At 41.7% G+C, this 18,202-nt stretch carries 24 protein-coding genes; 17 read left to right on the forward strand and 7 right to left on the reverse strand.

Annotated features, from left to right (window positions below; genetic code table 11):
• Positions 1-672: 672 nt before the first annotated feature.
• From ACYUCY_RS04510 to ACYUCY_RS04520, 3 genes are all read left to right on the forward strand, one after another.
• Complete coding sequence (locus tag ACYUCY_RS04510) at positions 673-1,596, forward strand: glutaminase (RefSeq protein ID WP_460225270.1); 924 nt, start codon at positions 673-675, stop codon at positions 1,594-1,596.
• Positions 1,597-2,160: 564 nt separating this feature from the next.
• Positions 2,161-2,367: a cold-shock protein gene (locus ACYUCY_RS04515; protein WP_006005424.1), complete on the forward strand. Its 207-nt coding sequence runs from the start codon at positions 2,161-2,163 to the stop codon at positions 2,365-2,367.
• A gap of 292 nt (positions 2,368-2,659) precedes the next feature.
• Positions 2,660-3,091, forward strand: a complete 432-nt coding sequence (locus ACYUCY_RS04520) for a hypothetical protein (RefSeq protein ID WP_460225271.1) — start codon at positions 2,660-2,662, stop codon at positions 3,089-3,091.
• A 2-nt stretch (positions 3,092-3,093) separates the two neighbouring features.
• Here ACYUCY_RS04520 and ACYUCY_RS04525 read toward each other — a convergent pair whose 3' ends face one another.
• Together ACYUCY_RS04525 and ACYUCY_RS04530 are read right to left on the reverse strand one after the other, a co-directional pair.
• On the reverse strand, positions 3,094-4,083 hold the full coding sequence (locus ACYUCY_RS04525) for a DUF1266 domain-containing protein (protein WP_460225272.1): 990 nt from the start codon (positions 4,081-4,083) through the stop codon (positions 3,094-3,096).
• Between the two features lie 247 nt (positions 4,084-4,330).
• On the reverse strand, positions 4,331-5,227 hold the full coding sequence (locus tag ACYUCY_RS04530) for a LysR family transcriptional regulator (RefSeq protein WP_460225273.1): 897 nt from the start codon (positions 5,225-5,227) through the stop codon (positions 4,331-4,333).
• Positions 5,228-5,343: 116 nt separating this feature from the next.
• Here ACYUCY_RS04530 and ACYUCY_RS04535 point away from each other — a divergent pair, with 116 nt between their 5' ends.
• The 14 genes from ACYUCY_RS04535 (at position 5,344) to ACYUCY_RS04600 (ending at position 12,737) form a co-directional block, all read left to right on the forward strand.
• Complete coding sequence (locus ACYUCY_RS04535; RefSeq protein WP_460225274.1) at positions 5,344-5,622, forward strand: DUF1330 domain-containing protein; 279 nt, start codon at positions 5,344-5,346, stop codon at positions 5,620-5,622.
• Between the two features lie 123 nt (positions 5,623-5,745).
• The gene (locus ACYUCY_RS04540) at positions 5,746-6,657 is read left to right on the forward strand and encodes a methylenetetrahydrofolate reductase (RefSeq protein WP_460225275.1); all 912 of its coding nucleotides are present in this window, start codon (positions 5,746-5,748) and stop codon (positions 6,655-6,657) included.
• 65 nt (positions 6,658-6,722) lie between these two features.
• Complete coding sequence (locus tag ACYUCY_RS04545) at positions 6,723-7,112, forward strand: hypothetical protein (protein WP_460225276.1); 390 nt, start codon at positions 6,723-6,725, stop codon at positions 7,110-7,112.
• A 39-nt stretch (positions 7,113-7,151) separates the two neighbouring features.
• Positions 7,152-7,631 carry a GNAT family N-acetyltransferase gene (locus ACYUCY_RS04550; protein ID WP_460225277.1) on the forward strand — a complete coding sequence of 160 codons (480 nt, stop codon included), beginning with the start codon at positions 7,152-7,154 and terminating at the stop codon, positions 7,629-7,631.
• Between the two features lie 187 nt (positions 7,632-7,818).
• Positions 7,819-8,379: a retropepsin-like aspartic protease family protein gene (locus ACYUCY_RS04555; RefSeq protein ID WP_460225278.1), complete on the forward strand. Its 561-nt coding sequence runs from the start codon at positions 7,819-7,821 to the stop codon at positions 8,377-8,379.
• 50 nt (positions 8,380-8,429) lie between these two features.
• Entirely contained in the window at positions 8,430-9,218 is a 789-nt protein-coding gene (locus ACYUCY_RS04560; RefSeq protein WP_460225279.1) for a peptidoglycan-binding protein, read from the forward strand.
• 136 nt (positions 9,219-9,354) lie between these two features.
• Positions 9,355-9,906 (forward strand): hypothetical protein, encoded by a 552-nt coding sequence (locus ACYUCY_RS04565; protein ID WP_460225280.1) that lies wholly within the window; start codon positions 9,355-9,357, stop codon positions 9,904-9,906.
• Between the two features lie 68 nt (positions 9,907-9,974).
• Positions 9,975-10,217, forward strand: a complete 243-nt coding sequence (locus ACYUCY_RS04570; protein ID WP_460225281.1) for a GlsB/YeaQ/YmgE family stress response membrane protein — start codon at positions 9,975-9,977, stop codon at positions 10,215-10,217.
• Positions 10,218-10,260: 43 nt separating this feature from the next.
• Positions 10,261-10,638 (forward strand): VOC family protein, encoded by a 378-nt coding sequence (locus ACYUCY_RS04575; protein WP_460225282.1) that lies wholly within the window; start codon positions 10,261-10,263, stop codon positions 10,636-10,638.
• On the forward strand, positions 10,631-11,113 hold the full coding sequence (locus ACYUCY_RS04580) for a GNAT family N-acetyltransferase (RefSeq protein WP_460225283.1): 483 nt from the start codon (positions 10,631-10,633) through the stop codon (positions 11,111-11,113). Before ACYUCY_RS04575 ends, ACYUCY_RS04580 begins: the two co-directional genes overlap by 8 nt.
• 201 nt (positions 11,114-11,314) lie before the next feature.
• Positions 11,315-11,623 (forward strand): DUF1330 domain-containing protein, encoded by a 309-nt coding sequence (locus ACYUCY_RS04585; RefSeq protein ID WP_460225284.1) that lies wholly within the window; start codon positions 11,315-11,317, stop codon positions 11,621-11,623.
• A 47-nt stretch (positions 11,624-11,670) separates the two neighbouring features.
• Positions 11,671-12,045, forward strand: a complete 375-nt coding sequence (locus ACYUCY_RS04590; RefSeq protein ID WP_460225285.1) for a VOC family protein — start codon at positions 11,671-11,673, stop codon at positions 12,043-12,045.
• A 35-nt stretch (positions 12,046-12,080) separates the two neighbouring features.
• Positions 12,081-12,326, forward strand: coding sequence for a DUF7220 family protein (locus ACYUCY_RS04595; RefSeq protein WP_460225286.1), 246 nt, complete (start codon positions 12,081-12,083; stop codon positions 12,324-12,326).
• A gap of 9 nt (positions 12,327-12,335) precedes the next feature.
• Positions 12,336-12,737 (forward strand): DUF1801 domain-containing protein, encoded by a 402-nt coding sequence (locus ACYUCY_RS04600; RefSeq protein ID WP_460225287.1) that lies wholly within the window; start codon positions 12,336-12,338, stop codon positions 12,735-12,737.
• Positions 12,738-13,030: 293 nt separating this feature from the next.
• Here the strand turns inward: ACYUCY_RS04600 and ACYUCY_RS04605 are convergent, their stop codons facing one another.
• The 5 genes from ACYUCY_RS04605 to ACYUCY_RS04625 all read right to left on the reverse strand — a co-directional run bounded on the left by ACYUCY_RS04605 (position 13,031) and on the right by ACYUCY_RS04625 (position 18,186).
• Complete coding sequence (locus ACYUCY_RS04605; protein WP_460225288.1) at positions 13,031-13,372, reverse strand: hypothetical protein; 342 nt, start codon at positions 13,370-13,372, stop codon at positions 13,031-13,033.
• A gap of 41 nt (positions 13,373-13,413) precedes the next feature.
• On the reverse strand, positions 13,414-15,279 hold the full coding sequence (gene pepF / locus ACYUCY_RS04610) for an oligoendopeptidase F (protein ID WP_460225289.1): 1,866 nt from the start codon (positions 15,277-15,279) through the stop codon (positions 13,414-13,416).
• Positions 15,280-15,523: 244 nt separating this feature from the next.
• Positions 15,524-16,048 carry an Ig domain-containing protein gene (locus ACYUCY_RS04615; RefSeq protein WP_460225290.1) on the reverse strand — a complete coding sequence of 175 codons (525 nt, stop codon included), beginning with the start codon at positions 16,046-16,048 and terminating at the stop codon, positions 15,524-15,526.
• 19 nt (positions 16,049-16,067) lie between these two features.
• On the reverse strand, positions 16,068-17,723 hold the full coding sequence (locus ACYUCY_RS04620; protein ID WP_460225291.1) for a DUF4331 domain-containing protein: 1,656 nt from the start codon (positions 17,721-17,723) through the stop codon (positions 16,068-16,070).
• A 232-nt stretch (positions 17,724-17,955) separates the two neighbouring features.
• Positions 17,956-18,186, reverse strand: coding sequence for a hypothetical protein (locus tag ACYUCY_RS04625; RefSeq protein WP_460225292.1), 231 nt, complete (start codon positions 18,184-18,186; stop codon positions 17,956-17,958).
• Between the last annotated feature and the right edge of the window lie 16 nt (positions 18,187-18,202).

Consider the following 18,202-nt stretch of genomic DNA (forward strand, 5'->3'; position numbering starts at 1 on the left):
GGTATTCTGATTGCGCCGAACTGTTGCGAATAGCTACTACGGGGTAAGATTGCCCAAATTTCTGATATTCGAATAATTTTCACGAAACAATTATATCTTCGACTGTTCGCTGCAAACGAGGCTGGCAGGTGTATATAGTATTTTTATTCACGAATCTGAAGCTGTGCTTTAGTTGGAAGCTATGAAAAAATTTGAATGGTTAGCTATGTAAATCTACCAGACAGGGGAATACCCTCCAAAGTTTACAAAACCAAATAACTTCGACTCCCGTAAGCGCACGGTTGCGCGGTTTGAGCTGAAAATTTTAAGAGTAGCTATAAAAACGAGCTAATAGAATATGGTGAAAAGTTCAAATTTTATTCTAAGCTAGCTAAGAATGAGCACGTTTAGTTTTCGTAGGCGATGTTTACGAGAAAGTTATTTCTGATAAATTTTTTCTGTGCGAAAATAATTTCTCGCAGTAGCATATAGCGTCTATTCGGTGTATCTGATAAAAATGTAGGCTACGGGAATCTTTATTAGATATTTGGTGTGCAGGTTTTTCACCTTCAATATTTTGGGTCATACGATAGGCTGCTTGTTTTTTCTTTTATGCCTAATGTAGGCGCTTTAAGTTCCACAATTTGTTTTTCCAAAATCTCGCAATTATTTTCCGGCAATCAGGTATTCTCGATGACAAACGATATAGATTACCAAAAAATATTCTTAGAAATTGCCTCCAACTTAAGTAATGTTGATGGTGGTGAAGTTGCTTCGTATATTCCAGAGCTGAGCAAAGTAGATCCTAATAAACTGGGTATCCACCTTACGACAATTCATGGCCATCAGTATTCCTATGGCGATTCAAACGAAAAATTTTCAATTCAAAGTATCGCAAAAGTACTGTCGCTCACTTTAGCGCTAAAAATTTTAGGCGCGGAGCTATGGCATCGCGTCGGCGTTGAACCTTCCGGTTCGGCTTTTAACTCTTTGGTGCAATTAGAGTATGAACAAGGCATCCCCCGAAATCCTTTTATCAACGCGGGCGCGATAGTTGTTTGCGATATTTTGGTAAGTCGTCTGAGCGATCCGAAACGAGACCTGTTGAAATTTATTCGAAGCGCGTCGGGCCTTCCGCAACTGGATTATAGTTCAAAGATTGCGGAATCAGAGAGGAACTCTGGCTATCGTAACTATTCCCTGGCTCATCTGATGAAAGACTTCGGAAATGTCGAGAATGATGTCAATGACGTTTTGGATTTGTACTTCCATCTGTGTTCCATTGAAATGTCATGCAAGGAGTTGAGCCAAACCTTTTTATTCTTGGCGTCGGGGGGAATAAACCCAATGACAAAAGAGCTTGTTGTTAATCCCCGGCGAGCCAAAAGAATTAACTCGATTATGCAGATGTGTGGATTTTATGACGAAGCAGGAGACTTCGCGTTTAAAGTTGGCTTGCCTGGCAAGAGTGGTGTGGGTGGGGGGATTATCGCAATTCATCCAGGGGAGTTTTGTGTCGCAGTTTGGAGCCCAAAACTAAACGCTAACGGCAATTCATATATAGGAATGAGAGTGCTTGAAGCAATAACGACAAAAACGGAATTTTCAATTTTTTGATCTTATTCTGAGCGATGATCAGGTATGCGATCGTCTGATAAATGATCAGTTTGCCAGCTTTATGCATCGGATTGAGACGGGTCTTAGATCTAGGCTTAGGCCAATAGTATTAGAGATCGTAGATCAAATAAGGTGTATGCTGCCCCTCCCGATAGTAAAGGCGCTAGGGCCAACGCGATACCAGATGCTCGGGTAGTCAGCAGGGACGATATTGGGATAGCAGATTTGCCTTAAAAAGCGCTAATTGATACGGCAAGAAGTGCCCTGGCGATGGGTGCGGGCTCGAAACAAAATTTAACACTGCTTGGCGAGTAGTAGCTATTTATCAATCATAAAAAGGAAAGTGTGATATGGCATTGATAATAAAAAATGGCAGGGAGCTAATGAAGCATATGCCGAAGAAATTATGTGCACACTCGCAGGCACGAAGCAGGATTTTTCGTGGAAAACAGCTTAGTAATAGCTGGCTGAGTAAAAGTTTTTTACTAAACAGTTTACGTTATATTCGAACCGGTGAATTCGAATATATTTTTTTATAATTCACCAACAAAACGAGTAAAGAAGATGAGTAAAGGTACAGTAAAATGGTTCAACGCCGATAAAGGTTTCGGTTTCATTACACCTGAAGATGGCAGCAAAGATTTATTTGTTCATCATTCAGAAATTCAAGCTGGTGGTGGTTATGCCACTTTGAATGATGGCCAGGCTGTAGAGTTTGAAGTTGGCCAAGGCCAAAAAGGTCCATGTGCAAATAAAGTTGTAGCAATTTAAGCAGTAATGTAGATCGCATTTAGGCATATTTGCCATTGGCATGAACCTTTACTATAGGGTTCGTGTTATTTGGCTTTTATGCACTAAATGATCATTTGAAATTATTGTAGATAAGGTGCTCTAAACAAACCATCTACAAGTGAGCTGATCGGGTTGATAAATAAAAATAATAACTTTTCGATAAGATGCTCAGTAAGAAACCTCCCCCGTTTTAAAACACACTTTTTGTTTTCGAGCAGAAAGAGAAACGCCAAATGTTTAATTTCAAACTAAACAATTAGAGGTAGAGATCATGTTGACAAGGTTGTCAGTGCTAGCCTTGGTGTTGTTACTCGCTTCGCCAGCCCAGGTATACGCAGCTAAAAAAGACGAATTAAAATTAATAACATCTTATTTGACATCTGGTGATAGAGATACGCCAGACGAGTTTTTTAAATGCACCGATAGTATTGATTTTAAACATGAAGATGTAATTTTTTATATTGGTAATTTTACTTGGGAAGATTTTGAAAAAAGTGGTGGTAGACACGAAACTAAATATATTTGGTATAGCAATGGCAATCCTGTAGGTGCACCCAAATGGAAAGGGGTTTTTAAAACAGCTCCATGGGAGGTGCGAACTAATATTTGGGCTGCCACACTGGGCTACGGAGAGCATAAAGTCGAGCTGTATGTTGATAATGAACTTGTTGATACCAAAAACTTTAAGGTCGTGAAAGATTAGTTCTAATGCATCTGTTTTGGTGGCGTGAACCAGCCGAAGTATAACCAGGGGCTGTTAGGGTGTTTTAAGAGGCGATGGCAAGCGTCCTCTATTGGTCCTGATGTGCCGCTCCACCAACGATAACCTTGTGTAAAACTGTGAACATAGTCTTCCCAGCTTTCGAATCTATCACTGACTGGTTGCAGTAATCTTCTCAAATACACCCAGCAATCGTTGCTCGTCATATAATTTGCCATATAGCCGATTCGCAATAAATGTACATAGCGTGCAACGTCCCAAGCCCAAATACCTGCTGCTGGTAGTTTGGCTTGCAAATTCTCCGCGAGAATTAATGTATTTTTGAATTCTTGTTCCGAATATTCTTCATAGGCGAGTGGTTGATCGAAGCGTATTCTAAAATCCTCAATTGATCGGGCTTCCGCAGTGGTTTGATTATTGCAATAGCCAATCAGTTGCATCAATGATTTGTTGTGTCCCTCCTTTAATAACCAAGCCAGCATATTTTTAAGAGATTCCACTGTTTCAATTCCCCAACTGTCACTGAGTAAATATTTCATTTCTTCGGGGTCTACTCCCTCAATATTCATGTCGAGCGTACTAAAAAAATTGGTGAGTATTTGTTTGCTATTTTTGGTCAATGCTTCCGTTGAGTTTAATTGCAACATATGTTCTAACATATTGTTTTCTTCAACATACATTGCGCCAAGCAACATCAACATCGTGCACTCATCGTCATTGGGGCTGGCATCCAGTTCGTCACGTATTGATTGCTGAGCTAGACTATCTTGTGCCGCAGTCGGCACGCCCATATCTTCTTGAAATTGTTTTGTTAGCGCCTCGACTTCTGCTTTAAATTGCTCAGACGCTGGTGCAATTTCAAAGTAGTCTCCGGCTGCCTGAAGTGCTTCTATCTTCTTTTGAAAATCAACTTGCATTTTCGCCATGATTAGCTGAAAAGATTCGGGAGTAAGAATTTCGGATTGATCAGACATCAGGAGTTTCCTTTTTGTTGAGGGGAAATATCTTCCCCGAATACGACAAACAAGACAAGCTAGAAAAATATTAAGAATGAATGAATCGGAAATAGGTCACATTTTGGAAAGTGATGCAGAGGTTCCTGCCCTTCCTTAAACTCAAAGGCATTCTCTAAAATTATTGTGTATCGTTTTCGATTGAAAATTTACTTTTTGTACAAAAAGCATAGAACTCGACCGGAGAAAACCAGAAGTTCTTAAGGGCCTACAATTTCCCAAATTTTCTGCAGACAAGTTGATGGAAGCGCGTGAGGTGAATGGGCTTATCATTTTGATAAGCATGTACTGTGTACACTGGCCACTCCGGACCAGTCAAATTTTTTGCGATGTGAACAAGATCCCCCGCTTCTAAAAGTGGGCGCGCTAATATATCGGGAATCAATGCGATGCCTAAGTTCCGCAGAGTCATCCCAATGGCTGCGGGTAGAGTATTTGTTTTCGCAAATTCTTTTAAGGTAATGATCTGCTGTGTTTCGGCTTTTTTATCGCTTATCTTTACCGCGGCATTTTGCCAGGAAGTTGCTATCCAGCGATGTTGTAATAAGTCTTCCAATGAAGAAATGTCGCCATTCTTATTAAGGTAATTCGGCGAGGCACAAAATAATTCTTTAAGAGAACCAATAGGTAAGGCCCTATAACTACTATCGGGTAATTCTCCGACGTGAATGGCTACGTCGAGTTGATTTTCAACTAAATCATGTTTGTCATCATCAGCAACGAGCACGGGTTCGAGCTTTGGGTATTCATTGCAGAGCTGCTCGATCGCCGGCAGGATGATTGTTGGCTCTAAGCTGTGTGGGTAAGTCACAGCAAAGCGACCCGCTGGACTTATCCCTGCCTCCGCTAAGTCATCGAATACCAGTGATAATTGATCTTGCAGCACGGTGCATCGTTCGAGTAGTTTTGAGCCGATTGCGGTGAGTGAAAGATCTCGCGTAGTACGATTTAGAAGCCTCACACCAAGTTCGGCCTCTAATAGACCGAGTTGTTGGCTAACCGCAGATTTTGATATTTGTAGGTGTTTGGCGGCGGCTGTGAATGATTGCTTTTGCGCCACAACAGTGAAGGTAATTAAGCGAGTGAGTTGTCGAGTATTGTTCATTTGGGCTTAACAGTGATTGAATTTGTAAGCCATTGTTCCATATTTGCTGATGGGTAGTATAGTGGATCCTGCTATGTGGCAGGATTAACTAAATAACCTATTACTCGGAGAATCCAATGACCGCATATGTCACGGTAGAATTTACGATCAAAAATAAAGAAATGTTACAAAGCTATAGCGCGAAAGCTGCCTCGACAATCGCTGAATTTGGCGGTGAATTTTTAGTAAAAGCTCCCATCCGGTCTTTGGGCGGCGTGGCAAATTATGAAAACAAGGCAATAATTGCTTTTCCTACTAAGGAGCGAGCTGAAAATTGGTTTCATTCGCCTCAGTATCAGAATTTAATTGATATTCGGAACCAGGGGATGGAATCGAGCTTTTTGCTGATTGCGTAGCGCTGTAGAATGTCGCCGAGCAATTCAATGTAGGTAAGTACAGCCGAGCTCCACTTGCCTCGCTCGAAATTTAAAAACACAATCTGCTAATGCAGCAGATTTTGAGAACATTTGAGTGCGGTGATGTTACTAGAGAAAATAAAAAATAAAGAAAGTGGAATTGTATTATATGGAATTGTTCCCCCTAAAAAGGGGACCGATGATGAAAAGATCAAGGATATTGCGGCGCGGCAAATTCAAAGATTGGAAGGTTTAGATATTGATGGTTTGATTCTATATGACATTCAAGATGAGACATCGAGGACGAAGGAAGAACGACCATTTCCTTTTATGGAAACTTTAGATTCGTCTCTATATGCACGAAAATTTTTGTCAGATTTAAAAGTACCAAAAGTTATCTACCGATCGGTGGGAAAATATTCTAAGTCCGGATTGAGTAATTTTCTTAGTGATCTTAAAGTAAATAATGATCTCAGTGTTTTTGTTGGTGCCTCTTCAAAATCACAAGATGTCACTATGTCGATGGGAGAAGCGTACCAGCTAAAGGCCAAAATCAATGACGATATTATCCTAGGCGGTGTTACTATCCCAGAAAGACATATGTTGAAATATGATGAGCACCTCAGAGTCTTTAATAAAATCAATCAGGGGTGTTCGTTTTTTGTTTCTCAAGGTGTTTACGACGTTAATGCATCGAAAAACTTCTTGTCCGATTACTGTTATTATGGGATTGAAAATGATATTCCCTTAGCACCTATTATATTTACTTTGACGCCTTGCGGGTCACTCAAAACTTTACAGTTTATGAAGTGGTTGGGGATTAGTATCCCGCGCTGGCTGGAAAATGAGTTACTGCATTCTGCCGATATTCTCGAACAGTCAATTAATTTCTCGGAGCAAAGCTGGAGGGAATTAAAAGAGTTTGCAGACGGAAAAGGCATTCCAATTGGCTGTAATATCGAAAGTGTCGCGGTAAGAAAGGTCGAAGTTGAAGCTTCAATCGAATTGCTGAAAAGAGTGGGTGATAATGTGTGATTAGGATATTTTTGTCCTTGTAAGTTGCATACGTAAAAAATACTAAAACTATTAAGGAGCCAACAATGCGAAGAGCGATCTTATTTCTTTTTACCTTGTTAATTGTCTGGCAAGTTACTACTGCGGAAGAAGTACAAGTAGTTGAATCTGAAGGATTGGTTGGTTGGTGGGAGGAATATTCTCCATCATCAAACATAATTAGATTTTCTTCAGATGGAATAGTGAAGCTAATGCTGAAGAAAGGCGAGATTGGTAATCTTCGTTCGCTTGATGGAACATGGGAGATGTCGGATGATGGGGCTATTCAGATGGTATTCTCTGCGAATGGAAAAACCTTGAGTAGAAATGGAACTATCATTTTTGTAAATGACGAAATGATTTTAATCGATGAAAATGGATCGAAAACAAAACATCGTCGTACTACTGATGTCTTACCTGAGCAATATGTTTGGTAGTAAGTAAATCCAAATATCCTTTCTATGTAGACTGGCATAATGTTGAGTGATAACCAGGAAGTGAGAGCTGCCAATTCAAGCGAATTGGATCAAGTATATATGTTGGCCTATAAAACCTGGGGTGATGGAAAATCAATCGAAGAATATCTCTCGGCGTGTAGAAATAGCAAAAAATATAGCGAAGGCCAATGGGTTGTTTTGCTTGATGAAAATGTCATTTGTTCCGCTGCGATTATCTACGAAGCTCAATTTGGTCTTGATCAAGGTTATTTAGGTCTTGGCTCTGTCGCCACTCGCCCAAGCTCTCGTAATAAAGGTTATGCCTCTAACTTGCTAAAGATTTTGTGTGAAAAACTCAAAAACAGTGGCGCTAAAGGCATATATTTACATGCCGACATTGGGCATGAGTTTTACGAGAAGCTCGGTTTTGAGCTTGTTCAAAAACAAGGATCGATTTGCATGCTAAAGAAGTTAGCAGAAGACCTGGAAGATCCTATAAATATACCGAGCTATTTTTGATAGTTACCATTTGTGTCTTAAATGAATGAAGCCGTATTCATTTATCGAAATCTTGGCGATAGTTATGCCTCGCTTTGACTATCTCACGAGTTTTATGGCCGAGTTGGATGGAGTGTGTTGATACCTTGCGATAGTAATGAAAAAATAAATAATATAAATAGTTCTGGGATGATGAAAGCAAATAAATATGTCAAAGATTGTTGATTTAGAAAAAAAGAAAAATCAGTTATTTCATCAGAAAATGATGCGTCCAATTAAAAAATATGGTGTTCTATTTCTTTTATTTTTTATGTTTTTAGGTGCGCTCCTTTATCCTTTGGCAAACGTCCAAGGTCCAACACTTGATGCGCAGACGCCGAAAATCCAGATGAATAATGAGGGCGCACAAGTTACCCTAATCGATGGTAATGAGAGAGGGCATTTTGTCTTTATCGGAACAATTAACCAAGTTCCCGTTAAATTTTTTTATGACACTGGAGCCACGGACATCGCGATTCCTCAATCCGTTGCAAATTATTTGCGGCTTAAGGAAGGGCGGCGGACTAATTTTCATACCGCCAATGGTATGGGCTATGGATTTGATACAACATTAGACACCGTTGCTATTGGCCACATTGAACTCAGTAATATTGATGCGACAATAACACCAGGAATGGATGGCGATGAAATTTTACTGGGTATGTCGTTTCTGAAACATCTAGATATTCGCCAATCTGACGGTAAGCTTTTTCTGGCGGCGTCAGATTGACAGCGTGCTACCAGAAAATTTAAGCGTCGTGAACTAAAAAGGCAAAACACATGATACCCGTAGATGGAGATTTTATACTCGCTGTTGCGCCACGTTTTTCCGGTGCTAGAGCTGAAGCCCAGTTAAGAATAGTGGGGGAATTGTCCGGAGTATTTTCGGCTACCTTGGCGAAATATAAAATTAATTCTCGATTGCGTATCGCCCACTTTATGGGCCAGGTAACTCATGAATGTGCTGGTTTTCGCACGACACAAGAATTTGCTTCTGGTGCTGCTTACGAAGGCCGAAAAGATTTAGGGAATACCGAACGCGGTGATGGAAAGCGCTATAAGGGGCGCGGCCTAATCCAGCTAACAGGACGAGCGAATTATAAAAAAATCGGTAAAATTTTAAAGTTGCCTTTGGAAGAGAAGCCGGACCTTGCGGCAGAACCGGTGACTTCATTGATCATCGCTTGTGAGTATTGGAAGAGTCGAAAAATAAATACTGCTGCCGACCGTGATGATTTAATTAAAGTAACAAAACTCGTCAATGGCGGGCGTAATGGCTTGGAAGATAGACGTAAATACCTTCAAAAAGCCAAAGAGGAGTTAGCTAGAATTGAGGCAATTCGAATTGCACTCAAAGAAGGAGGAGCAACTACCGTATTGCGTCGCGGCTCATTTGGTGATGCAGTTGAAGAGCTACAGGACTTGCTGTCGAAAAAGGGCTTTGCAATATCTATTGATAGTGATTTTGGTGCGGCTACCGAGTTTGCGGTTACTTTATTTCAATTCAAAAATGGGCTTAAAGCGGACGGCATTGTTGGGCGTAAAACCTGGAAACAGCTTCGCGCCTAAGGTCGCTAATAAATTTTAGAACAACACAAATAATCTTAGTTTGTTGGAAGGAAGTATCTGGTGATATGCAGCTTAACAAAGCAAGCCTATAGAGTTCAGCAAAAATAATTTAATTAAAACCATGAGGTAGTCTGGAATGAAGTTTATAAAATTGATATTCGTATTGACCATAATGATGTTTACAGCTCAAGCTTATTCGCAAAGCAATTCACCAGAAATTCTTGCAAAACAGTATTTTGAAGCCTTGCAAGATGAAGGGCTGCCAGCCACGGTAGAGTTTATGCATCCAGATGCCTTAAAGCGTTTTAAAGAGATGTTGGTGCCAGTATTCGAAGTTGAATCAGAATCGGGGCAGAGACAGTTGTTGGACATGACCTTTGGAGCCTCGGCGTCAATTACTGATGTTAAAAACTCAGAACCCAAACAGTTTTTCAGTAGCTTTATGAATCTAGTAGCGGCGCAAATGGGAGACACCAAACTTTCATTTGGTAAGCTCGAAGTGCTTGGTACTATTGCAGAAGGCGAACAGCGTCATGTGCTTACACGAATAACAGTTGGAGCAGATGATGTAGCTGCAACCAGCATGGAAATTGTTAGCTTTTTACCCTATGAAGATTCATGGGCGATGCAACTCAGTGGCGATATTGAGGGCCTAGCAAATTCTATGAGAAGCGCATATCAACAATAAAAATAACTCAGAACGAGGATGTGATCCATTTCGGATTGGCAAAACCAAAGAGGTGAAAAATGGGATTAATGGGGTTAATCATATATTTGGCAATCGGTGCGGTAGCGGGTTGGTTGGCCGGAAAGATTATTAAGAGTGGCGGATTCGGTCTGATTGGCAATATTGTTGTCGGCATTATCGGTGCAGTTTTTGGCGGTTTTGTCTTTGGCTTATTGGGTATTCACGCTGGAGGTCTCATCGGTTCCATAGTGACCGCGACTGCCGGTGCAGTAATTTTATTGTCAATCGTTCGTATTATTAAAAAAGTATAAAACGAATAAACTGTGGGTAGATTTGTAGAAGGAATAAGCCCTAGTGAATCTTAATCAAGTTACCATACCTGCAATAAATATTGAGGAATCTGTTACTTTCTATAGAACAATGGGCTTTAAACCCATTGTTTTGACAGATTCTTATGCAAGATTTGAAAGCATTGAGGGAGACTCGACTTTTTCAATCGATAAAATCGATAGCCCCTCAGCTCCGTCCAACATCGTAATTTATTTTGAAGTTGATGACCTCGCCGAGACCCATAAGCGACTTCTCGGCGAAGGAATTGTTTTTAAGTCTCCACCCAGGGATGAAGAATGGTTGTGGTCTGAAGCTAGGCTGCTAGATCCTGCCGGAAATCAAATTTGTATTTATCATGCAGGCGACAACAGAAAGAACCCACCATGGAAGGTGGGTGTATAAACCTCTATCAAAATCACACGCTTCCATGGAAATAAAACCCTATCTAGATAAACCGAACGATGAGCTGATGGCTCTGCTTTTGCTGGCGGATCCAGATGAAAAGCAAGTGTCGACTTATCTACAGGATGCGGAAATTTTTGTTGCTTATCTTAAGAGTGAGAAAGTAGGTCTAGTCGTTTTAAGTAATCAAAACGATGAGTTTGAAATCAAAAATATTGCCGTCAAGCCCGAATTTCAAGGCAAAGGCATTGGTCGCTCCCTTATAGAAAAAATAAAAACCCGAGTGAAGGAATTGGGCGCACAAGCGTTCACGGTGGGCACCGGAAATTCTAGCCTCGGCCAGCTAGAGTTTTATCAGCGATGCGGGTTTCGAATTATTTCGGTTTCGCCGAATTATTTTCTTAGCTATCACCCTCCAATTTATGAAAACGGCATTCGCTGCATTGATATGATTGTTTTACGGCTTGATCTATAGGATCGATGCGTGGCTATGATTCTTATCTAGTTGAATTTCATCATCGATAAATTTTGACGATGTTCTTTCGAGGGGTCTTCAATGTCTGTTTACATAGTTGCCCAACTTGTCATTAAAGATAGGGATATTTACAAACAGCATGAGCTCGGCTTTGCGGAAATATTTTCAAAATATAGTGGTAAATTATAATCAGTAGATGAGTTGCCAACGGAGTTAGAAGGCCATTGGCCTTACACGCGAACGGTATTGATAGAATTTCCTTCTGAAACTGACGCCAAATTATGGTACGACTCAGAAGCGTACCAAGATCTTGCGCAATACCGCGACAACGCATCAGATGCAAACCTAGTTCTCATAAGATTTGTGGAGGGTCGCTTTTTTATGCCGACCAATAAGAAATTAACGGTTCTGGAACGAGTAGCTAGTGGACGCGGTAGTACTCCGAAGAAGATAGGGTTCTTGCATTTGGTGTGCGGTAGCTGCAGTGCTTTATATTCTGCTGGGCGTTAGAACTTAAATATCGCCTATTGCTAGTTCGAAAAAGGAAAACGTATAAGATGCCAAATAAAATTACTGAAATAGGTCAGCTTGCCATCACGGTTAGCGATGTTCCTGCGGCACTAAGGTTTTACCAAGATATTCTGGGCCTGGATTTTTTATTTTCTCCCGCAGAAAACTTAGCCTTCTTACAATGCGGTGCAACGCGAGTCATGTTAAGCACACCGCAAGGCTCGGGTGAGGTGGGTAAAAACTCGATTCCTTATTTTAAAGTAGGAGATCTGGAAGTTTTCTATACTGCCGCCGTTAAAGCTGGTGCGAATGTAGAGCGAGAGCCTCAGCTTGCCGCAAAAATGCCAGACCATGAGCTATGGATAGGCTTTCTTAAAGATCCGGATGGTAATCTTATTGGTCTGATGGAAGAAAAGAAGTAAAAGGTTAAAATAACTGAAATTTAGAGGTGTTGGCAGTGGACGCAGGACAAAGTCATAAGATGAGTGTGCTTGAAAGTGCGACGAGTGTCGTCGCGGGATATATGCTGAATGTGTTAATTCAGTTCTTGGTGTACCCTTTATTTGGAATAGAGGTATCGCTTGATAAAGCCTTTATTATTTCTATATTTATTACCTTAATAGCATTCATGAAAAATTATAGTGTACGACGTTTGTTTAACTTTATTCACATTAAACAACTTAAAGTAAAAATTCTCTCGTAGGTATTAATAATGAAAAAGAATATCAAAGAGTATCTAGATAGCATTAAAGGTGAACAAAAAAAGATAGATTCCAAGAAACTCGTCAAACTAATGGAAGAGGAATCTGGCTATAAAGCCGTTCTTCATGGCAAGATCATTGGGTTTGGTTTGTATCATTATGTTTACGACAGTGGCAGAGAGGGCGACGGCATCGTTACCGGGTTCTCTCCGCGCCAGAGTTATATATCGATTTATATCATGCCGGGTTTTTCAAAGTATAAGAATCAGCTAGAAAAACTTGGTAAGCATAGAATTGCCAAATGTTGCCTGTATATCAACAAGCTTTCTGATGTTGACGAAAAGATACTGAGAAAAATAATTAAAAGCTCAGTAGTTGAGATGAAACGTAAATATTCTTGCAGACAAGCTTAACCAGCTAAGCCTTTATTGGCTTATTTCATAAAACGATTTCAGATTATGATTCAGCGCCCACATTTAAGCTTCTAAATTTTAACTCTATGCTAGCTAATTTTGGCGCCTGTGTGGCTTTGGATTCAAAGCTTTCAAAATCCCCTTGGTAATTGCTTGTCATAGGACATTTTTTTAATATTCTAAGAGGATTATAATTTTACAAAATTTTCTAATAAATTAGAAATCGCAATGATAAAACTATCAGCTAAAGTAGGGCACGAGATGATGGCAGAGCAAACTTTTCCTTCAATTTTTTATGGCATCGAAAACCAGCGAACCAAGGTATAAACGGTGGCTAGAACAAACAAACTTCCAAATATTGCTTTGTTATATTTGGCGAGCCAAAGCGGTAAATAAATATCGAAATTATCTGCTCGTTCCTCCGTATACTTAGCGGCGATATTGGTTAGTGGACAGCTCCAGCGATTAAAGATGATAACAAATGCTTCAATAGCGACTAGAGAAATCAATATTAGTGATACAAAAAAATTATTTGCGTAACTAAAAAATGGAATTGCCAAGATACAACTTACAAAAAATACCCAGACCACCGTGTGAATTATTTTTATCGTAACCAATGTTTTATTAGCATTCACATGATGATCCGAAATGTAGATTGGCAAGGTTCCAGTTCCAACTACAAAAGCGCTTCAATCCTATCCATCAACGAAGCCATTCTTCTCATCACAGGTTCATAGGCTTCAGCCTTAGTCATATCCAAGCCGGCCTCATTTAACAGTATATTGTGAGGGAAGTCAGAGCCGCCCGCGCTCAGTACATCGATAAAAGCATCGCGTACTTCTTTATCGCCCGCCAAAAATTGCTCGGCAAACCAGGCAGCTCCGGTGATCGATGTCGCATATTGGAAGACATAAAAATCGCGATAGAAGTGGGGGATGTAAGCCCACTCTACAGTGTAGGCATCATCAATAGTTAATACGCCTTGATCATGTCCGTGATAGCGTTTTAGTAGGTCGCCATAAATTTCAGACAGCTTCGGCCCAGTAAGTGGTTCGCCCTTTTCGGCAGTTTCATGAATGGCTAATTCAAATTCCGCGAACATGGTTTGACGAAATAGAGTGCCACGCAAACTTTCTAATGCATTACCTAAATAAAACAATTTTTCTTGATCGGTTTTGGCGTTAGCAATCATATATTCTTCGAGCAAAATTTCGTTAATTGTTGAAGCCATTTCCGCAATAAACGTCGAGTAATCAGCGGTCTCCCAAGGATTATTCGCATTAGATAATAAAGAGTGAACGGCATGACCCCACTCGTGCGCGAAAGTAGAGAGCGAATTGTAATCGTCATTGTGATTTAACAGGACATAGGGATGAACGTCGTAAGCGAAACCGTTCATATATGCGCCGGAGGTCTTACCAGGTTGTGGATGGCTGTGCATCCATTTTTGAGAAAGCCCTTGCTCGAGCAAGTCGAGATAAGTTTCTCCAAAAGGTTTTAATGCCTCAAAAGTGATTTCCTTGGAGCGCGGCAGATCAAATACGCCGGTGTTGACATCGATTATAGGTGGATATATATCGTAGTAACGAAGATCATTTACCCCCAACATTGTCCCGCGTAATTTTAAATAGCGATGGAAGACCGGTAAGGCATCGTTTACTTGTGTGACGAGCTGAGTGTAGATTTCAGATGGCAAACCATCGTCAAATAGATTTTTGGCCAGAACACTTTCATGGTTTCGTGCTCGTGCCGAAAAAACATTAGATTGTACTTCTGCGGCAAGAGTTGCACCCATGCCATCGGCGTATTGTTCCCATGCGGCCCAGAAGGTATCAAAAACTAACTTTCGGTCCGCACGATTATTGGTCCCGCGCCAGCGGGTATAACCTGCTTGGTCGAGTAGCGCTTCGCTGCCATCACTTAAGGTGACGCTCGGCCATGGAATATCTGCGTTAGCAAAGTTTTCATAAATCTGTTCAGGTGAAGATAAAATTAATCCCGCTTGTGCGAGCAGTGCTTCAGTTTCTGCATCCAAAGTATGAGGAGCTTGGCGCAATATGCTCTCCAGCATAAAGCGGAACTTTTCTAATTCTGATTCTTTCTTTAAAAAACGTTTAACTTTTTTCTCGCCGACGGACAAAATTTCGGGGCTTATCCAGGCACTGGCTTGGCCGTAATCTGCAAACAACTGCCTTGCTTTGCCAAATTGCGCTTGTGCTTCAGCATCGCGTTGATCTTCGTCCCGGGATAAGCTGGTGTAAATATAAATCCGTCCAATTTCTTTATAGGTATTTGAAACTTCGCTTAACGCTTGATTCATCGACTTCGCATTTTTACCTAGCGTTCCCTGTAGGCTTGAGAAATTCTCAATGCGTTCGCTGGCACTCTGAAAAGCTTGTTCCCAGTCGGCTGCGGTTTCATAAAGGTCGCTTAAATCCCATTCGTAGCGCACCGTTTCTGCTTGAGAGGAGTCTTGGGAAAAGACAGAAGTAGGTAAGGCGAATATCAGGTAGCAAATCGCAATCAGGCTTTTATATTTCATTGTCGTTGAGTTCTCCGTCGCGCTGTTTTTTAAAATGAAGGGAAGGAAGATTTAGTAGATGTTTCGGTGTTCGCAGAGCTAATCCACTTGAGTATCTCAGGTAGAGTAGGTCGATGAGATAGTTTGGCCTATTGTGCTGAAATGGAATCCGGCCTTCAAGTAAAGATAGTTAAAAAAGTGCGATAGATAGGAATGAAAAAACCGCGGGAGTTAAACTCCCGCGGTAAATTGAGTGATGCTTGGCTTAGAGATTTAAGCTTTGGAAAAAGTCCGTGTTATCTGAATCCTGAACAAGGATTCTCGTATTGAGATCCCGAGGATTTGCGTTGGGATTGTCGGCAAATATTAACGGCACCAAGTTGCTAACCGCTGCCATTTCCTCGATCACAATGACTTGGAAGCTAGTTTGTGCACTGGCGCCGTCGGCATCGGTGACAGTGACAGTGATGTTGCTGGTTCCTAGCTGACCGTCAACGGGATCCAAGCTCAAGGTTCTACCGCCGCCCGATCCAAAAATAAAATTACCGATTAGGCCAGAGTCGTCTGCGACAGCCGTCAAGCTGAGTCCTCGAGTTGGGGTGTCGTCATTGAGCGCCAAGCTAATGGGTGCCGATGGCGAATTCGCTTGAATCATTTGATCCTGAATGTTCCCGATTGTCGGGGCAACATTGACTCGCGCATCGTTATTTCCGCCACTACTGCCACCACAAGCGCTCAGTAAAGCGGCAGCCAACAGTAAAGGAGACGCTTTAATTAGTCGTAAATTCATACACTATAACTCCCTTGTTTTAGTTAGCTGTTGGTTCTGGAGCGCCAAAAGGAGATCCAGGATAAGGCGTTAATAAGTAAGGGAAGGTGTTGTCTAATTCCGTCGCCGATAATGGCACGCCATCGGTAAAGGGAACGAAGCCCACTGGTGCATCGCTAGGTACGCATCCCCCTGGGGTATCACCAGCATCTCCCGCTGTACCGGAAGCATCTAGATCGATTGGCACGGGGTAACACAATGCACCCATCACAACGCGCAAGGCGATATCGACAACATCATCGCCAGGACGACGACCATTCGGGAAACCCGCAGCATCGCCACCGGCAACACCAAAGGTGCTTTGGTTTTCACGAACAACAGCAGGTATCGCTGTGTTTAATCGCAACATTTCTGCTGTCGAGCCATTCGCATTAACACCAGCAAAACCAGTTAAGAATGCTCTCAGCAAATCTGTTCGCGGATAGTTAGACGGCGCCAAGTCTGGAAGCGGTCCAACCGGAGGGCTTAAGCTGCCCAATACACCATTCACGGTATCTTTGAAGAGGATGTCGAGGATGCGAGGTAAAACTGGGTTGGTAACATAAGCGGCAAAGGCAGAAGTGCCGTCATCTTTTGGTTCACTGCTGTTGAAAGAATCTTTCAAATCATAGCCAATGACCAACTCATTTACTAAGGGTGAGGAGAGTCGTGAAACTTGAGTCCAAGCGCCACCTGCTGCTTCCGGTCGAACCACCGTAGGGTCAGGATTTAGCAAAGTGGCTTGTCGCAAACTTGCCGTTGTCCAAGCGCCCAATACTGTATTTGTGTCAGTTACACCTAAACAGCTTTTATGAATTTCAAATGCGATGGTCGTAACGTTGTTTTCTATGAGCGAGTTGCGAGCGGGATCCTGCGTAATACCTGGGAAAAAAACGCCAGCACCTAAGGCCGTCAATTCAACATTGGCATCAACCGGTGCGAAGTTAACTAAATCAAACACTTCACCCAAAGCTAATTTGAACGCTTCATAGCGTTGACCAACAAATACTTTTCCCGGCATAGCGCAGTTCGGTAGGTCGATATCAGTGATAAAACTATCGGCATAGGTTTTGTAACCACCGGGACCGCCAAATGTTTTTTGACCGGAGTAGTCGAAAGGAATACGGAAAGCTGTTGCGCCGCCAGTTGCTGCCGTTACAGCGGCGCGAGTTCCTGTGCGACGATCTCCCGACACCAAATCAACTGTAAAATTTTGTACGTGGGCGAGACCGGGCTCGCTTCCGGCCGAAATCGGCATGATATTTTTTAGTACCGAGCTATTACTAACGCCGTCGATATCAAGTTTAGGAACGGAAATAGAATTAGATGGGCGTAGGGCTAAGGTAAGATCCTCAACTGCATCACCATTGTTATCAATGTGTATTTCGTAGAGACCGTTCGGATCCAATGGGAAGTAATTCGGTCCGCCGTAAGCTGCATGAATCGGATTGTAATTCGCGATAAAAGTAACGTAACCATCGCGACCCGCTTCATAGCTGTTAAACATGTAAAAGTCAGTACCGTCAACTTGGGGGTACTTGGTGATTGCGGGTGCTTCCCTGTGACTTGAAGCAAAAGCCGTGTTTGCTATCAACATGCCACAAGCGGCGCCGAGCAACACGGATGTGAATTTAGATGAATCTTTTCTTCGTTGCATTATTGTCTCCAGATAAAAAGTAATGAACCTAGCGTTAAAACGCCGGTCGCGACTATCTGGATGCAGTGAAATGCAAAAAAAATACCTTTTCTATAGAATGATTTGGGTTTTTAAGTCGGAAGAAAAATCCGCAGATTTCGAGCTTAGAGGTATATACGAGTGTCAACTATATTTAGATTACTTTGGCTGTGTTTTTTGATGAATGGTGCGGAGTGGTGTCGCCTTCTGGATTTCAACGCTGATTAATCTGGGATTTAATTTTTCGCCACAAATCTTCTTTTGGCTCATGGTTCGGTAAAACTTCACAAAGTGAAGTGAGGTGCTCTTCCCAATACCTAACAGCACTTTGTAGCCTAGCGTCGTTCTTGAGTAATTTTTTAAATCGAATACGCGCCTTGCCCCGTAATGTCCCCAATACGAATTCTGAAGCTAAGGCATGTTTTTCGTCGTCGCTTAGAATCATAGGGTGGCTCATGTCG

It is taken from the genome of Aurantivibrio infirmus, assembly GCF_054767315.1.

Excerpts from the sequence above, each read along its gene's own strand:
- ACYUCY_RS04510 (WP_460225270.1), top strand. The coding sequence starts at position 673 with ATGACAAACGATATAGATTACCAAAAAATATTCTTAGAAATTGCCTCC.
- ACYUCY_RS04515 (WP_006005424.1), top strand. The coding sequence starts at position 2,161 with ATGAGTAAAGGTACAGTAAAATGGTTCAACGCCGATAAAGGTTTCGGT.
- ACYUCY_RS04520 (WP_460225271.1), top strand. The coding sequence starts at position 2,660 with ATGTTGACAAGGTTGTCAGTGCTAGCCTTGGTGTTGTTACTCGCTTCG.
- ACYUCY_RS04525 (WP_460225272.1), bottom strand. The coding sequence starts at position 4,083 with ATGTCTGATCAATCCGAAATTCTTACTCCCGAATCTTTTCAGCTAATC.
- ACYUCY_RS04530 (WP_460225273.1), bottom strand. The coding sequence starts at position 5,227 with ATGAACAATACTCGACAACTCACTCGCTTAATTACCTTCACTGTTGTG.
- ACYUCY_RS04535 (WP_460225274.1), top strand. The coding sequence starts at position 5,344 with ATGACCGCATATGTCACGGTAGAATTTACGATCAAAAATAAAGAAATG.
- ACYUCY_RS04540 (WP_460225275.1), top strand. The coding sequence starts at position 5,746 with ATGTTACTAGAGAAAATAAAAAATAAAGAAAGTGGAATTGTATTATAT.
- ACYUCY_RS04545 (WP_460225276.1), top strand. The coding sequence starts at position 6,723 with ATGCGAAGAGCGATCTTATTTCTTTTTACCTTGTTAATTGTCTGGCAA.
- ACYUCY_RS04550 (WP_460225277.1), top strand. The coding sequence starts at position 7,152 with ATGTTGAGTGATAACCAGGAAGTGAGAGCTGCCAATTCAAGCGAATTG.
- ACYUCY_RS04555 (WP_460225278.1), top strand. The coding sequence starts at position 7,819 with ATGTCAAAGATTGTTGATTTAGAAAAAAAGAAAAATCAGTTATTTCAT.
- ACYUCY_RS04560 (WP_460225279.1), top strand. The coding sequence starts at position 8,430 with ATGATACCCGTAGATGGAGATTTTATACTCGCTGTTGCGCCACGTTTT.
- ACYUCY_RS04565 (WP_460225280.1), top strand. The coding sequence starts at position 9,355 with ATGAAGTTTATAAAATTGATATTCGTATTGACCATAATGATGTTTACA.
- ACYUCY_RS04570 (WP_460225281.1), top strand. The coding sequence starts at position 9,975 with ATGGGGTTAATCATATATTTGGCAATCGGTGCGGTAGCGGGTTGGTTG.
- ACYUCY_RS04590 (WP_460225285.1), top strand. The coding sequence starts at position 11,671 with ATGCCAAATAAAATTACTGAAATAGGTCAGCTTGCCATCACGGTTAGC.
- ACYUCY_RS04600 (WP_460225287.1), top strand. The coding sequence starts at position 12,336 with ATGAAAAAGAATATCAAAGAGTATCTAGATAGCATTAAAGGTGAACAA.
- pepF (WP_460225289.1), bottom strand. The coding sequence starts at position 15,279 with ATGAAATATAAAAGCCTGATTGCGATTTGCTACCTGATATTCGCCTTA.
- ACYUCY_RS04615 (WP_460225290.1), bottom strand. The coding sequence starts at position 16,048 with ATGAATTTACGACTAATTAAAGCGTCTCCTTTACTGTTGGCTGCCGCT.
- ACYUCY_RS04620 (WP_460225291.1), bottom strand. The coding sequence starts at position 17,723 with ATGCAACGAAGAAAAGATTCATCTAAATTCACATCCGTGTTGCTCGGC.
- ACYUCY_RS04625 (WP_460225292.1), bottom strand. The coding sequence starts at position 18,186 with ATGATTCTAAGCGACGACGAAAAACATGCCTTAGCTTCAGAATTCGTA.